Annotated in this window: 15 protein-coding genes; 8 read left to right on the top strand and 7 right to left on the bottom strand. The window is 34.4% G+C overall.

Features of this window, described 5'->3' with window-relative positions; translation table 11 throughout:
• Positions 1-12: 12 nt before the first annotated feature.
• Both ONG78_RS01540 and rpe read left to right on the top strand, forming a co-directional pair.
• A complete protein-coding gene (locus ONG78_RS01540; protein WP_264377520.1) occupies positions 13-1479 on the top strand; it encodes an N-acetylmuramoyl-L-alanine amidase in 1467 nt (488 codons plus the stop codon).
• 154 nt (positions 1480-1633) lie between these two features.
• Positions 1634-2314: a ribulose-phosphate 3-epimerase gene (gene rpe, locus ONG78_RS01535; RefSeq protein ID WP_264377519.1), complete on the top strand. Its 681-nt coding sequence runs from the start codon at positions 1634-1636 to the stop codon at positions 2312-2314.
• 100 nt (positions 2315-2414) lie between these two features.
• Here rpe and pnp read toward each other — a convergent pair whose 3' ends face one another.
• The 3 genes from pnp to truB are packed head-to-tail and all read right to left on the bottom strand — an operon-like array spanning position 2415 to position 6047.
• Complete coding sequence (pnp, locus tag ONG78_RS01530) at positions 2415-4691, bottom strand: polyribonucleotide nucleotidyltransferase (protein WP_264377518.1); 2277 nt, start codon at positions 4689-4691, stop codon at positions 2415-2417.
• Between the two features lie 14 nt (positions 4692-4705).
• Positions 4706-4978, bottom strand: coding sequence for a 30S ribosomal protein S15 (gene rpsO, locus ONG78_RS01525; RefSeq protein WP_007302237.1), 273 nt, complete (start codon positions 4976-4978; stop codon positions 4706-4708).
• A gap of 7 nt (positions 4979-4985) precedes the next feature.
• Positions 4986-6047 carry a tRNA pseudouridine(55) synthase TruB gene (truB, locus tag ONG78_RS01520; RefSeq protein WP_264377517.1) on the bottom strand — a complete coding sequence of 354 codons (1062 nt, stop codon included), beginning with the start codon at positions 6045-6047 and terminating at the stop codon, positions 4986-4988.
• Positions 6048-6179: 132 nt separating this feature from the next.
• On the opposite strand from truB, the gene ONG78_RS01515 reads away from it, so the two are divergent.
• On the top strand, positions 6180-6629 hold the full coding sequence (locus ONG78_RS01515) for a collagen-like triple helix repeat-containing protein (RefSeq protein ID WP_264377516.1): 450 nt from the start codon (positions 6180-6182) through the stop codon (positions 6627-6629).
• Positions 6630-6690: 61 nt separating this feature from the next.
• On the opposite strand, the gene ribD is transcribed toward ONG78_RS01515, so the two are convergent.
• Positions 6691-7932, bottom strand: a complete 1242-nt coding sequence (ribD, locus tag ONG78_RS01510) for a bifunctional diaminohydroxyphosphoribosylaminopyrimidine deaminase/5-amino-6-(5-phosphoribosylamino)uracil reductase RibD (protein ID WP_264377515.1) — start codon at positions 7930-7932, stop codon at positions 6691-6693.
• The gene (locus tag ONG78_RS01505; protein WP_264377514.1) at positions 7932-9113 is read right to left on the bottom strand and encodes a deoxyguanosinetriphosphate triphosphohydrolase; all 1182 of its coding nucleotides are present in this window, start codon (positions 9111-9113) and stop codon (positions 7932-7934) included. The genes ribD and ONG78_RS01505 overlap by 1 nt, the downstream gene beginning before the upstream one ends.
• Positions 9114-9160: 47 nt before the next feature.
• Between ONG78_RS01505 and ONG78_RS01500 the strand changes: the two genes are divergently transcribed.
• Complete coding sequence (locus ONG78_RS01500; protein ID WP_007302232.1) at positions 9161-9607, top strand: HesB/IscA family protein; 447 nt, start codon at positions 9161-9163, stop codon at positions 9605-9607.
• Positions 9608-9633: 26 nt separating this feature from the next.
• Positions 9634-10308, top strand: coding sequence for an ABC transporter ATP-binding protein (locus ONG78_RS01495; protein WP_264375154.1), 675 nt, complete (start codon positions 9634-9636; stop codon positions 10306-10308).
• 247 nt (positions 10309-10555) lie between these two features.
• On the opposite strand, the gene ONG78_RS01490 is transcribed toward ONG78_RS01495, so the two are convergent.
• Positions 10556-11254: an alpha/beta hydrolase gene (locus ONG78_RS01490; protein ID WP_010407025.1), complete on the bottom strand. Its 699-nt coding sequence runs from the start codon at positions 11252-11254 to the stop codon at positions 10556-10558.
• Positions 11255-11388: 134 nt separating this feature from the next.
• On the opposite strand from ONG78_RS01490, the gene ONG78_RS01485 reads away from it, so the two are divergent.
• The 3 genes from ONG78_RS01485 (at position 11389) to ONG78_RS01475 (ending at position 14037) form a co-directional block, all read left to right on the top strand.
• Positions 11389-12576 carry a cysteine desulfurase family protein gene (locus ONG78_RS01485; protein WP_250120184.1) on the top strand — a complete coding sequence of 396 codons (1188 nt, stop codon included), beginning with the start codon at positions 11389-11391 and terminating at the stop codon, positions 12574-12576.
• 201 nt (positions 12577-12777) lie between these two features.
• A complete protein-coding gene (locus tag ONG78_RS01480) occupies positions 12778-13500 on the top strand; it encodes a Bax inhibitor-1/YccA family protein (RefSeq protein ID WP_264377513.1) in 723 nt (240 codons plus the stop codon).
• Positions 13501-14037, top strand: coding sequence for a cytochrome c oxidase assembly protein (locus tag ONG78_RS01475; protein ID WP_010407017.1), 537 nt, complete (start codon positions 13501-13503; stop codon positions 14035-14037). It abuts the gene before it with no gap.
• Between the two features lie 46 nt (positions 14038-14083).
• Here ONG78_RS01475 and ONG78_RS01470 read toward each other — a convergent pair whose 3' ends face one another.
• Positions 14084-14785 (bottom strand): ankyrin repeat domain-containing protein, encoded by a 702-nt coding sequence (locus tag ONG78_RS01470; RefSeq protein ID WP_214303448.1) that lies wholly within the window; start codon positions 14783-14785, stop codon positions 14084-14086.
• Between the last annotated feature and the right edge of the window lie 74 nt (positions 14786-14859).

The following is a 14859-nucleotide window of genomic DNA, read 5'->3' as shown; positions in this document are numbered from 1 at the left end:
TTGTAAAGCTGCATGAGACTTATAGTAAAAAAATGTTTGTCTGTTTTATTTCTGTTGCTGCTTGTAGCGCCTCTTGTATATGGACAGCAATCTTGCTTAATTGATATCGAGAACGATTTTCAAGATTTGAAAACATCATTAAAAAATCCAATATTTTTAGATCCTGCGTCAAATTCAAATTATGATGATAGGGAAGGCAAAAAAGTGTTGATGGTGGTGGTGCATCATACCGAATCACCAACATTAAAAAGCACAAAATGCGCATTAAATTCTTCAGGTATATCAGTACAGCTTATTGTTGATAGGGATGGTAGCATTACTCTGATGGTTCCACTCGAAAAACGAGCGTGGCATGCTGGTATAAGTTATGCGAAAGTTCAAGTAGATAATGTGATTGAAGAGCTACGAAAACTGAATGATTATTCTATAGGTATAGAGATTGTAAACACAGGGCTTGAGCCTTTTCCAGAAGAGCAAATGAAATCTGTCAAAGATCTGATTTTGTACCTCATGAAGCGCTTTAAGATTAGAAAAGATATGATATTTAGTCACGCTGAAATAGGTACTATAGTATATAACTCAGCCATTGAAGGCTACGCAATGCGTAAACCTGACCCACATAAGTTGTTTGATTGGGAGTTATTGGAGAGAAATGGCATTGGACTGCATATAGGTGATAGAATCAGTTCTCAAGACGCAAGACAAAAAGTAGAAGAGGTTTTATATAAGGTAGGCGATAAGAGTGAAAGTATTTTGAAATTAAAAAAAAGGTTGAACAATTTTTTTTATAAAATACTGCCTTGGAATGATAAAGAAGGTAACGCTGACAATAATGCTGATTACTCAAATGAGTTTGATGAGAATTTTGCGTGGGTTATTAATCAGTTTTCAATGCATCATTTGCCGAAAGAGATTAGAAAAGACTTGCCTCTAAAATTAGAACAGGAAGATATTTTGCCTGAATTTTTAAGCGAATATGGCAATTGTATTTTCAACAGATTCACATCTTTTAATAATAAAATTGAATCAAGTTTACAACCACCATTTTTGAATGAAGAGGATTACAAGCGTTTATTATCTTCTCTTGCAGAATATGAAAATAATATTTCTTCTAGTGCATTTGCTACGCTCATGTACAAGATTAAGCTATATTACGACTCTTATCTAAGGTATAATATAAGATCCTCGCTTTATATTCCATTTAAGCTTAATTCATTTGAGAAGCTAGATGTTTTAAAGAATGAAATATTGTCTTTTAAGTCTATAAGCCCTGAAAAGGCTATAGAAGTCTCGAATTTAATTAATGGGTTTAGGTCGAAAATTTTACCTGATTTCCAAAATTTTGAAAAACAATGGTTCCAAGAATTTAAGGACACTTGGAAACAAAAGTTTATACCGAATATGGAAAAGCAAATGTCTTGGACTGCGCTGCATGAAACTGTGTTGGAATATTTAGAAGAGGCAAAGAAAGAAGTCTAACAAGTATTAAGATGGCCAGATGAATGGGCAGAGAAAAATAAAGGCACATGTATCTGGAAGGATACAAAAATTTCTAAATGAGGATTAATATAGTATTGGGATGACAGAGTTTAAAAAATAAGTTACTTTTTTTATTTTTGGTAAAAAGTAGTCTATGGGTATTAAAATTGCACCTTCTATACTTTCAGCAGACTTTGCAAAATTAGGAGAGGAAGTAAAAAGAATTAGCGACTTGAATGTAGATTATATACACATAGACGTTATGGATGGAAATTTTGTTCCAAATGTTACAATAGGTCCGAATGTTATCTCTGCGATACGTAAATATAGCAATCTTCCTTTTGATGTACACTTAATGATTAAATCTCCTGGTAACCATATTGAAAGTTTTATAAATGCTGGTGCTGATATTATCACTATACATGCAGAAGCAGAGATACATCTTGAGAGGCTAGTAAGAAAGATAAAATCATACAAAGACATAAATCATACAAAAAAAACAATACAAGTTGGAGTTTCAATTGTTCCTTCAACTTCTCCAAGCGTGCTTGAATATATAATACATGAGCTAGATATTGTACTAATTATGACAGTCAATCCTGGATTTGGAGGACAGGAGTTTATTCATTCGCAGTTGAGTAAGATATCTACCGTGAGGAAAATGATACAGGACCGTAATCTTAAAACACAAGTTTCAGTAGATGGTGGAGTTAACTTTTCTAACGCAGCTGATATAATAAAAGCAGGTGCAAATATATTAGTTGCTGGATCAGCAATATTTAAAGCTGAAGACATGAAAAAGGCTATAAACGATCTTAAAAATCTTTCGTTATAACCCTACAGATAACACAAACCATTTTTGTTATCTTGTCAGTTTTAAAAATTCCTATTATCCCAGTGCTTCGACACTGAGATAATAGAAAGTAAGTTCAACCTCAATAGAAACCTGATGATGAGTCATTATTACCAAATTTTGGTCTGTTTCTATTACTAAAACCAGAACGAGGACGAGTAGGTCTATTACTATGATAATTATCTCCAGGTTTTTTATTAAACGAGTTGTTATAATAATTATCCCTATTATTTAAACCATCTCTCCTTTCTTCATTGTAAAGCTTACCTTCAAAAAATTCACCTGTTTCTTGATCAACACGACGTCTTGATAATTTTGGACATCCACCTTTTTCAAAATCAATTATCAAAGCTTTGAAGGTATCACCCTGTTTAAGTATATCCTCAATGGACTCTACATGTTGATTAGCTACCTCGCTTATATGCATTTTTCCTTTTCTTCCATTAAGAAGTTCTAGCTCTACAATAGACTTCTCTATCTTTACAACTTTAGCATCAATTATAGAACCTTGTTCTAGCTCTGTTATTGAATCAATCATCATATTCTTTGCAGCTTCAGCTTCAGTACTACTAATGGCAAAAACAGAAACTTTACCGTCATCCCCTATTTCAATTTTTGCATTACTTCTTTCACATACACTGCGTATATTTTTTCCTTTAGCACCAATAGCTGCAGAAATTTTATCTTTATCTATATAAAACGATAACACTCTTGGTACATGATCTTTTATATCCTTACGATGTTCTGAAATTACTGCATTCATTTTTTCTAAGATATGTAATCTTCCGACTTTTGCTTGTTCTAAAGATTTTTCAACAATTTCAAAGCTTATACCAGGAATTTTCATATCCATCTGCAGTGCTGTAATCCCTTCGCTAGTTCCTGCTACTTTGAAGTCCATATCACCGAGATAGTCTTCATCGCCCAGTATATCAGAAAGTATTATATGCTCATTTTTGTCTTTGATGAGACCCATAGCAATTCCTGCAACGGGAGCCTTTATTGGCACACCTGTATCCATTAATGCAATGGAAGTTCCACAAACTGTTGCCATAGAAGAAGAACCATCAGATTCCATAATCTCAGATACTACCCTTATTGTATAAGGAAATTCAGATTTATCAGGTAAAACAGGATGAATTGCTTTCCAAGCAAGTTTACCATGACCAATTTCTCTCCTTCCTGGTGCGCGTACAGCAGAAGCCTCTCCAACAGCAAATGGAGGAAAATTATAATGCAACATAAAATGCTCACGTCTATCCCCTTCAATGTCATCCACAATTTGCTCATCTTGTGTAGTACCAAGAGCAGTAACAACTAGTGCCTGAGTGCTACCCCTTGTAAATAGCGCAGAACCGTGAGTCTTGGGTAGAATGTCAGCCTCAATTTCTATCTGGCGTATTTCATCATACTTACGGCTGTCTATCCTCACACTTTTCCTTCTAATCATTTCACGCACTAAAGATCTTTCAAAGCTTTTTACTGCATAAGTAATTAACTTTTCGTCTTTTCCAGCCTCTTTAAGAGTATTCAATATATTATTCCTGACTACTTCTAGAGCTTGAACTCGCTCTTGTTTTACTGTTTTTGAATATGCTTCTTCAAAGTCTTTTCGATATTTTTCAAGTTCTTGAGTTATATCTGATATATCAACAGGAGCAAAGCTTTCAGGTTTATTGCCTACTGTATCAGCAAATTCTTTTATAAGCTTAATAACAGGTTGAAGATGTTCATGGCCGAATTTTATTGCACTCAAAACATTTTCTTCAGAGAGCTCTTTGACTTCCGATTCGACCATTAAGATCGAATTTTCATCACCAGACAAAAACAGATCCAAGTTGCTTGCTTTCATCTCTTGAACGGAAGGATTGAGTATATAATTGTTATTTTCATCACAACCGACCATGACTCCAGCTATAGTAAAGTGGAAAGGAACACCAGAAATTGCAAGAGCTGCGACGGTACCTATCAATGCTGGTACTTCAGGAGAATTGACCGTATCGTAAGTTAACAGATTACATACTACACTAATTTCATCATGAAAACCTTCAGGAAATAACGGCCTTATACTTCTATCTATTACTCTTGAAATTAAAGTTTCTCTATCAGATGGTTTTCCTTCTCTTTTAAAAAAACCACCAGGAATCTTACCCATGGCATAACTTTTTGCAATAAACTGCACATTTAAAGGGAGAAAATCAACACTTTCTTCCTTCTTTTTTCGTACAACAGTGACTAAGATAGAAGTATCTCCATAATTTACAACTACTGAACCATCAGCTTGACGTGCTATTTTCCCAGTTTCTAAAGATAAGGTACGCCCCTCCCAATCTATAGATTTTTTTATAATTTCAAACATACAAAATTCCTCGATTATTTTCTAATGCCTAACTTCTCTATTAACTCTTGATAGGCTTCATTACCAAATTTACGTTTTATATAATTTAAGTGCTTGCGCCTTCTACCTATCAATATAAGTAAACCGCGCTTAGAATTATGGTCATGCTTATGCGCTTTAAAATGCTCAGTTAAATTACTGATCCTCTCGGTTAAAATTGCACACTGTACAAAAGATGAACCTGTATCATCTTCTTTAATTGCATATGTACTAATCAAACTTTTTTTCTTTTGGGATGTTATTGACATCTAAACCTCATTTCAAAATATTAAAAACACGAATAGGCTTCACATAACCATGAGTAAAACTGCAAATTGCAATAGGTACATTACCCACTATCGTACAAAAAATATCATAATTCTTTAAACCACGCAAGTTATTTAATATAATTCCTTGACCTTTTCTGATTTTCTCCGCCTCCTCTAGGGAAATTTCAATTTTGAACATCGATTTTAAAACCGATTCAATGGGGATGATGAAACTTTTTGTATTACCTCCATCATCTTCTGCCATCCCACCTCCCTCTGTCATCCCAGTGTCAAGCACTGGGATCAAGCCTATTTCATCACGAACATTGTTTTTGACATATGCTCCTAGAATCTTTTGTCCATTACATGATTTGTAAGTATTTGTATCCAGTGTCAAGCACTGGGGAGAGTAAGTTGTTGTGTTTTTTTTAGTAAGTTGCTCAATTGTCACTGATTCATCTTCCTTAAAATCACCTACCATCGTTCTTCTTAATTGTGTAATATGTCCAAAACAATTTAATTCAATTCCAAGATCTCTTGCAATTGATCTTACATATACGCCGCTACCGCAGATCATAGAAAAATCGGCAATATTATTTATGGTATCCAAAAATATCATCTTTAGTTCATGTATTTTGACTTGTCGAGGTTTTATATTTACCTTTTGCCCACTTCTTGCTAATTTATATGCTCTTGCTCCCTTGATTTTCACTGCTGAAAATTGAGGAGGAGTTTGTGTTATCTCACCAATAAAATCCTTAATCGCATAGTTTATTTGGTTATATTCGGGTTTTATATCGCTAGTTCTAATGATATCACCACCCAAATCATCCGTAGTTGTTTGCTTTCCCCATTTGATTGTGAAATTGTATGCCTTTAAGTCACAAGATAAATACGGTATAGTTTTTGTTGCTTCACCAAGAGCGATCGGCAATACACCTGAAGACAAAGGGTCAAGTGTTCCCAGATGGCCGGCTTTTTTTATTCCAAAAATCCTTTTAATTTGAGTTACAGCTTTTGCAGAACTCATTCCTGTTGGTTTATCAAGATTCAGCCAGCCATTTACCATGTATCAATCTTACATAATTAGTAACAATTTAGAAAGTAGATAAAATATTAAGTTGTTAATACAAATGCTGACTAGTGTGCATTCTTAATATATAATTAACTTTTTATAAACCTTAATTAGGAGGAAGTGATTATGATTACAAGTATATGGAAACTAAAAAACATAGCACCTATAACAAAAATGAGTATTGAAGGTACAGTTGCAACTGCATCTTTGGCAGCAGCAATAACAACAGTATTGATTGCTACTAAAGTAATTGCTGGACCTACGTCTTTAGCGCTTATTGCTAGCCCTGCTGGAATTGCAGTTCTATTTATTGCCGCTGTATATTTTGCCGCAGCAGCTTATGCTTCATATCAGCAAATGAGTGCAATAGAAAATGCTAAGGGTGAAAAGGGTGAAAGAGGCGAACAAGGACCTCAGGGTGAGAAAGGTGACCAAGGTGAAAAAGGCGATAAGGGTGACCAAGGACCTCAAGGTACAGTACTTTCTGACAACGATTTCAAAGAAAAAGTTAAAGCTCTCTTAGAAGATCCTGATGTTACTAAAACACTTGATAACAAATACGCACTTAAGATTTAATACTAGCTAAATAGCACAAGAGGTAGAGATGATTCTGCCTCTTTTTTTCATTTGAGAAGAGTTACGGTAATCTATCCCACACCTCAACTACATCCTCACTGAACTCTATTATCTCTACTTTTTTGAATTTATGGCAGTTATTGATGGATTCAATCTCTAAATTCCCTACAAAAGGAGTGGCATCATTACCTAAAATTTTACCACTGCGGCAGATTATCAACCTGTCGATTAAATTGTGCTTTAATAATTCTGTAATCAACACTCCTCCACCTTCAACTAATAACCTTGTTATACCAATTTCTGAAACAAGTTTTGATACCATGTCTTTTAAGCAGACTTTGCCGATAACATCATGTTCCGATGTCATTCCAGCGCGTGACCAGTTTTCATTATGCAATTGCTTGAAGTTTTCTGGATCCCAGTGGCTGGGCACTGGGATGACAGGAGAAGGCATTGGAATGACAGGAGAGTGTGTTGGGGTAACATCTGGAATAACAGGAGGTTTGTGATTTGAATTGACTATCAAATAATTAATGTTTTTTATTTTTTTCTCTATTTCTCTGTTTGTAATCACCCAAGTTGTTATTTTGTCTGCAGTCTTTGCAATATTATGCTCTTCCTGCAATTTTGCTTGGCTATCGATAATTAGCCTTATTGGCGACCTTTCTTCGAGTCCTGGTAATCTGCAAGTTAAGAGTGGATCGTCATTGATAAGGGTACTACTGCCAATCATAATTGCATCATATTTTGCTCTGAGCTCATGTACCCAATTTCTCGTATCTTCACTTGTTATCCATTTGCTATCTCCTGTAAATGTTGCGATTTTTCCGTCAAGAGTTGTTGCGATTTTGCAAGCTATAAATGGTCTATGAAATTCTTTAGTGGTGAAAAAACCGACATTCAATACTTCTGCCTCTTTTTGCATAATACCTTGCTCAACTTCAATTCCTGCTTCTTTCAGAGCTTTAATTCCTCCACCTGAAACTCTACTATCTGGATCAATTGCTGCAATTACTACTCTTTTTATTCCTGATTTTATGATTTCTGCAGTGCAAGGTTCTGTAACTCCAAAGTGGCAGCATGGTTCAAGAGTGACGTACATAGTTGCATCATGAGTTAAATCTTTAGCATTTTGCAAAGCAACTACTTCTGCATGTGGACGTCCACCGATTCCTGTGTAGCCTTCACCGATCACCATACCGTTTTTTACAATGATACATCCAACAGCGGGATTTGGTGCAACACTTCCAAGACTTTTTTCTGCAAGTTTTAATGCGATCGACATGAAATAATCATCAGTCATTAGAAAGAAGTCATTTCGTATGAGGTATCAAAAATTCTTCTGTGCTCGTGTATGGCAAATCTATCTGTCATACCTGAGATATAATCACATATTATTACTGAACGCTGAGATTCACAAGCAAGCTTGTTCCACTCTGTGGGTAATAACCTTGGGTTTTCATAAAAACATTGAAAAAGCTCCTGTACTATACGTTTTGCTTTGTTCATTGTTCTGGTCAGTTTATAACTTCTGTATATTTTTTCCATGTTAAATTTTTTCATCTCTTTTGTGGCATTTGCAATTTCTGGTGAAAATGTGACTAGCATATTATTTAAGCTCCTTACATCTTCTACGCTTTTTATTTTGTAGTCTTTAATATTTCTTTCAGTCTGAAAAACGACATCATTTATCATAATTCCTATAGTTCTACTCAGTGATTCATGTATGAGTTTGCTTTGAGCCAATTCTGAATATTCGCTTTTTACTTCTTTGAACATTTTGCCAATTAAAGGAACATCGAGCAAATCTTCGGTTATTACTAAATTTGCCCTGAGTGCATCATCAAGATCATGCACACTGTAAGCGATGTCATCCGCAATTGAAGCAACTTGTGCTTCAATGCTTGAAAATTCCTCAAGTTTTAGATCATATTTTTCATTATATTTTAATAATAGCTGATTATTTGTAGAAGACTCTGCGTTTTGACCAAGCAAGGGACCGTTATGTTTTGCAACCCCTTCAATCACCTCCCAACTTAGATTCATACCATCAAAATCAGCATGTTTTTGTTCAAGATAAGTTAAAATCCTTATAGCTTGAACATTATGATCAAACTCATACTTCTCCTTATCAACTTGAACTAGAGCATTCTCACCTGTGTGACCAAATGGAGGATGACCAAGGTCATGTGCAAGCGCTATGCATTCGGTGATGTCCTCATCTAATCTGAGCCTGCGTGCGATGGATCTTGCAATTTGTGCAACTTCAAGGCTATGAGTTAGCCGAGTACGATAGTAATCATGCTCATAATTGATAAAAACTTGTGTTTTGTACCCCAATTTCCTAAACGCATTAGAGTGAATAATGCGGTCCCTATCACGCTGAAAGCAGCTGCGATTTTCATCTTCTGGCTCTTTAAAATTTCTTCCTTTTGTTTTATTTGGAAAGCACGCGTAACTTAATAGAAAATTATTGTTTGACATGTAAAATTTCTACTATAATAGGTTATCAATAATGAACGGTGGTTGTTATGTCAACAGATTACAATATTAGCTTAACTGACAATGCATTAAGGAAAATCCACTCCCTTGTAGAACAGGAAGGAGATGAGAGTTCTATTTTGCGGGTTGCAGTTTCAGGTGGTGGATGCTCTGGCTTCAAGTATAATTTTCTTATGGATCAAATAAATAAGAAGATGTCTTTGGATGACGATTTTGACGATGATGAAGACGACGATTTTGACGATGACGAAGATAGCGAGGATTATAGAAGCCACTCCAGTTTTAGTGAAAAAGGTAAAGATATAGTAATTAATGATGAGAATGGAAACCCTGTATTAATGGTTGATAATTGTTCAGCGAAATTTTTAAATAACTCAACTATAGATTATACTGAAGATCTAAGTGGTTCTGGTTTTCAAATCAAGAATGCTCTCGCTAAGTCTCGATGTGGGTGTGGTAACAGTTTCTCGGTCTAATTCTCCCTCCTGGATCTTTTTATAATATGGGTGGTGGTGTAACACTAGAGCTAGCTTCTGTAAGTAAGAGCTTCAAAAAAAGTCCTGCTATTGTAGAAGATATCAATCTGAGTCTTATAAGAGGGCAAGTAGTTGCATTGATCGGCAGTTCAGGATCAGGAAAAACAACTATATTGCAAATTGCAGGCCTATTGGATAAGCCAACTTTAGGTGTAGTGACAATAGATGGAGTAAATTGTACGCAAGCCAGCAATAAATATAAAACTCATGTAAGAAGAAATTTTCTTAGCTTTGTTTATCAATTTCACTATTTATTACAAGAGTTATCAGTGTTGGAAAACGTTATGCTTCCTCAGCTTATTGCAAGAAGAAGCAAAGCTGAAGCAAAAAAAAAATCGCAAGCAATATTAGAAAAATTTGGTCTGGAAAATAAAGCAAGTAGTATGGTATCTGAAATTTCTGGTGGAGAAAGGCAGAGGGTTGCAATTGCAAGAAGCATTGTAAACTCTCCAAAGCTTTTACTTGCAGATGAGCCAACGGGAAATTTAGACCCAACAAATTCTTTGAATGTATTTTTGCTGTTACATTCATATGTAAAGGAAAATAACAGCTCTATGCTTATAGTAACACACAACTATATCCTTGCAGAAAAAGCAGATCACATTTTTCAGTTAAAAAACCGATCATTAGTAAAGCTGTAAATGGAAGAAACAAGTACAATACAAAGCTACCTATAACTTGTACTTATTTAACCAATGGTCATTAACGGAGTATAATTCGCATGAAATGCTTTCATTATTTTTTATACACGGACTCTTTAACTTACGCTGTTTACTTAGAAAGCATCCTGACAGCATAAACATTGCTAAAACGAGAAATAATAATTGCCTAAACATAACAAGACTTTTTTTATTTATATTAATACGTTCATTTCTCTCATTTGTAAAGTTAGGCATATTCTTTTACCCTTATCTCTTTTTTAACTTTTTTGGAGGAAGTGACTGCACTGTTTAAGCGTAGTTTTATATAATTATCTATAATTTGAGCTACTTCCTCTTCTTTATCCCTTAAAAAGTGGTTAGTATCGTCTACTATATGGTATTCCATATGGTTATTTTTTACCGAATTTATTAACCTTTGTGCTAATTCTGTTACATCGCTTTCTTCTGAAATTGTATCATTATTACTTTGTATTATAAGTCCAGGAACTGGGCAAGGAGAGAGAAAAGAGAAATCGTACTTAGTTGCTGGAAGAGAAAGGGCAACAAAACTTACTATCTCTGGACGGCGCATTGTCAATTGCATAGCTACCCATGCTCCAAAAGAAAAACCAACTATCCAAATTGGAACATTGTTAGAGTTATGCTCCTGAAGCCAATCAATAGCTACTGCAGCATCAGTTAATTCTCCTATACCCTTATCAAAAGTTCCGGTAGATTTTCCGACACCACGAAAATTAATTGTCAATGCAGAAAAGTTATTATCGATAAAAGATTCATATATAGTATGTATAATCTTACTATCCATACTACCACCATATTGAGGGTGATGATGTAAAATTAGCACAACTGGTGCATTAGTATCTTTGCTTTGATGGTATCTACCTTCTATCTTTTTTGTTGAATTATTTAAAAAGACTTCTACCATGATAACTCCTAATAAAAACCTGTTTTGACAGGTGTTGATAATGTAAATTGTTTATTAATTATGTATTAATTTCCCTGTTTTTGCAATAAATTTTTATCGTGTTAAAGTTAACATACATAATTGGTTGATGGTAAGTGACAAATAAGCCTGTGAGTTTATTCTCTCTGGAAGACAGTAGTTGCGTGTATGCTGATTATAATGCAACTGCTCCAGTGAGTAAAAATGTAAAAAAAAGTATACTTGAGATTTTGTCGAAACAAACACTAAATCCATCATCGCTGCATAAAAGAGGACAAGAAGCGAGGAAGATTCTTAAAGAGGTAAGAGACAACGTACGTGATGCTCTTAGCATTCCAGATGATAAAGAAATAGTTTTTACGTCTGGTGCAACTGAAGCAAACAACCTCGTCATGAGAGGAATGAAAGGCTATCTGCATGTAATTTCAGCTATAGAGCATCCTTCAATTCTTAATTCTGCATGTAATCCACATATAATACCCGTTAATCAAGAGGGTATTATTGACTTTTTAGAGCTAGAGAAAATTCTAAGCGAACTTGAAGGGAATAAAGTAATAATTTCAGTGATGATGGCTAATAACGAAACTGGAGTTATCCAGCCTGTTAAGGAAATAGCTAAAATGGCACATAAATTCGGGGCAATCTGTCACACTGACGCTGCTCAAAGTGTTGGGAAAATCAAAGTAAATATGGAAGATTTAGGAGTGGATTTACTTACTTTATCTGCTCACAAATTTGGTGGTATAGCAGGTAGTGGAGTTTTAATATTTGACAAAAAGCTTGTAATAGAACCTACTATAATAGGTGGTGGGCAAGAAAAAGGATTGCGTGGTGGTACAGAAAACATTATTGCAATAGTAGGTCTTTCTGCTGCATTGCAAAACATTCCAGATCTTCTATCAAAGATGGATGAAGTAGAGAAGCTGCGTGATCAATTGGAGTATGGGTTATTAAGTCTTGTCAGTGATATCAAGATCTTTGGCAGAAATTCTAAAAGATTGCCAAATACAAGTTTCATTTATATGCCGAGAGTGAAGAATGATCTGCAGCTCATGTGCTTTGACTTAAATAATATTGCAGTCAGCAATGGTTCTGCATGTTCTTCTGGAAAAGTTGGGCCTTCTCATGTTTTGCTTGCAATGGGAGCAACAAAAGAGCAAGCAGAATGTTCAATTAGAATCAGTATAGGTCCGGAGGTTAAACCGCGAGACATAGAAAAAATAGTGGATTGTTGGTATAGTATCTATAAGAAGAATGCTTTAGTAAATGCAAAAACTACTTTCACCATTCCCCTTAAATCATGATAGAGGGAATGGTGAAAGTAATTTCTATTGCCAGAGGTTGTTATAATAGTTAAATGCTGCTGAAAACCGATTTGCTTATAGTTATGGAAGAAATTCTCTAATTGCATACCACACCATTCAATTGTAGTATGTCATTTTATACTTGATAAAAACGCTGTATTGTATTATAATATATCATCAAGAGATAATAAGGAGTTACATATGTCTTATATGAAAAACGAACAGGATATTCGCTCTCAGGGCGTTTATTATAGTGCTGGACTCAGGAGTTACCTAACTAAAGTATACAATTATATGGCTTTAGCTTTAGGTGTTACAGGGCTTGTTGCGTTTTTAACAGTGTTTTCTGGTCTTTCTCAAGTGATCTATTCTAATCCTGTTCTATCGCTTGTGGTAATGCTATCTCCAGTTGCATTGGTGTTTTATATGTCTTTTAGGCTTCAAAACCTAAGTGCTCAGTCGACACTTACTATATTTTTCTCGTTCTCAGTTTTAATGGGAATTTCTTTATCTCATATTTTTGTAGTTTACACTGCAGGAAATATAGCAAGAGCATTTTTCATTACATCGATCATGTTTGGTTCTATGGCTTTATATGGTAATACTACAAAAAAAGATCTTACCAGCATGGGTTCTTTTTTGATTATGGGAATCTGGGGGTTAATCATTGCATCTATAGTTAATCTGTTTCTTGGAAGCAGTCCTCTCTATTTTGCAATATCGTTTGTATCAGTGATAGTGTTTACTTTAATGACCGCATACGATGCTCAGAGAATCAAAGATGTTTATTATAGATATAATGATGGCTCAGAAGTTGCAACTACTAAGCTGGCAATACTTGGTGCAACTAATCTTTACTTTGACTTCATCAATATATTCCTCAATTTACTCAGGTTACTTAACTTGTTCAACAATAAGGATTAGATGATTTCCTTTTTAAGGGGAAACAATAAAAGTTCTATAGTTTTCCTCCTAATATCTTTAGTGGTATTGATGCTGTGTCTTGCATATGCTTCAGTACCGTTGTATAGCATCTTTTGTAAAGCTACTGGATATGGTGGCACAACGAGAAAAGTAACTAATGCAACAATAAATGCAACTGACCAAAAAATCAGGGTTCACCTTAATGCTGATATAATATCAGGTCTGCCTTGGGAATTTAAATCAGAAACTAACTACATCGATACAAATATAGGGCAACAAAGTTTAGTATTTTATTATGCAAAAAATTTATCTGATCAGCCTTCTTTTGGAATGGCAGTGTATAATGTCACACCTTTTAAAGCAGGTAAATATTTCAATAAAGTTGCATGCTTTTGTTTTGAAGAGCAAATGTTGCTACCAAAACAAAAAGCAGCTATGCCTGTATCCTTTTACGTAGACCCTGAAATAATGCGTGACAATAGTACAAAAGATTTAAGTGAAATAACACTATCATATACGTTTTTTAAGCTTAAATAACAAACCTTTGACTATTGTTGATTTAAATAATAGTTATGCAACAGATCTATTTAATTGGGCAGAAGCACTTATTTGTTTTTTGCACACTAAGTACTTGTATTGCGGTTTTTGGTATTGCGAATTCCCATTCTTCACTATTTGCTTTACAGGCATTCCAGTACTCAGTTAACTCTTTATTACTTTTTATAGAGTCTGGCATTTTACTGTGAGGTTTTTTTTCTAATGTATGCTCAATTAGAATTTTACAGCAATCCTTGGATTTCGTTGACTTATCTCTACCATATAATTTAGCAACATAGTCTAAAGCGGTATTTCCACCATAGTTTTCATTTGGGTTATCATTTACTCCCGCTTTTATGAGAGCTTTTAATATATCTGGAGAACGAGCCAAAACGCAGGCATGTAAATATCCTTTTTCATTTTGCACATTAGCTCCTGCTTTTATTAAAACTTGCGCTAAATTTGTTAAAGTGTATAATTTATAATTAATGGCAATAGAAAAAAGACTATCTATTGGAAAGCCATCATAATCTTTCAAGTCAAATTGGTGATTAATATCAAATCCTTTTTTTTCCCAAGAAGTATATAAATATTTACAATAATCTCTTTTTTTATCTGATTTTTGTATTCTATATTCTAACCTTTCTTTTATTTTTTTTATTACATTGTTAACATCCAAATCATTATCTTCATCCACTTTGCACAACACATTGAATAAAACACCATAAAGCCAAATTTCTCTGTTCATGATAATTTGTGCATCAAAACTATTAATAATACGCTTATGTAGTGTATAAACTCTAAATAACATTTTGCAAAATA

Origin of the sequence: Wolbachia endosymbiont (group B) of Philonthus cognatus (assembly GCF_947179345.1) — a bacterium.
GTDB lineage: Bacteria > Pseudomonadota > Alphaproteobacteria > Rickettsiales > Anaplasmataceae > Wolbachia.
This window is presented reverse-complemented; position numbering and strand designations above follow the sequence as displayed.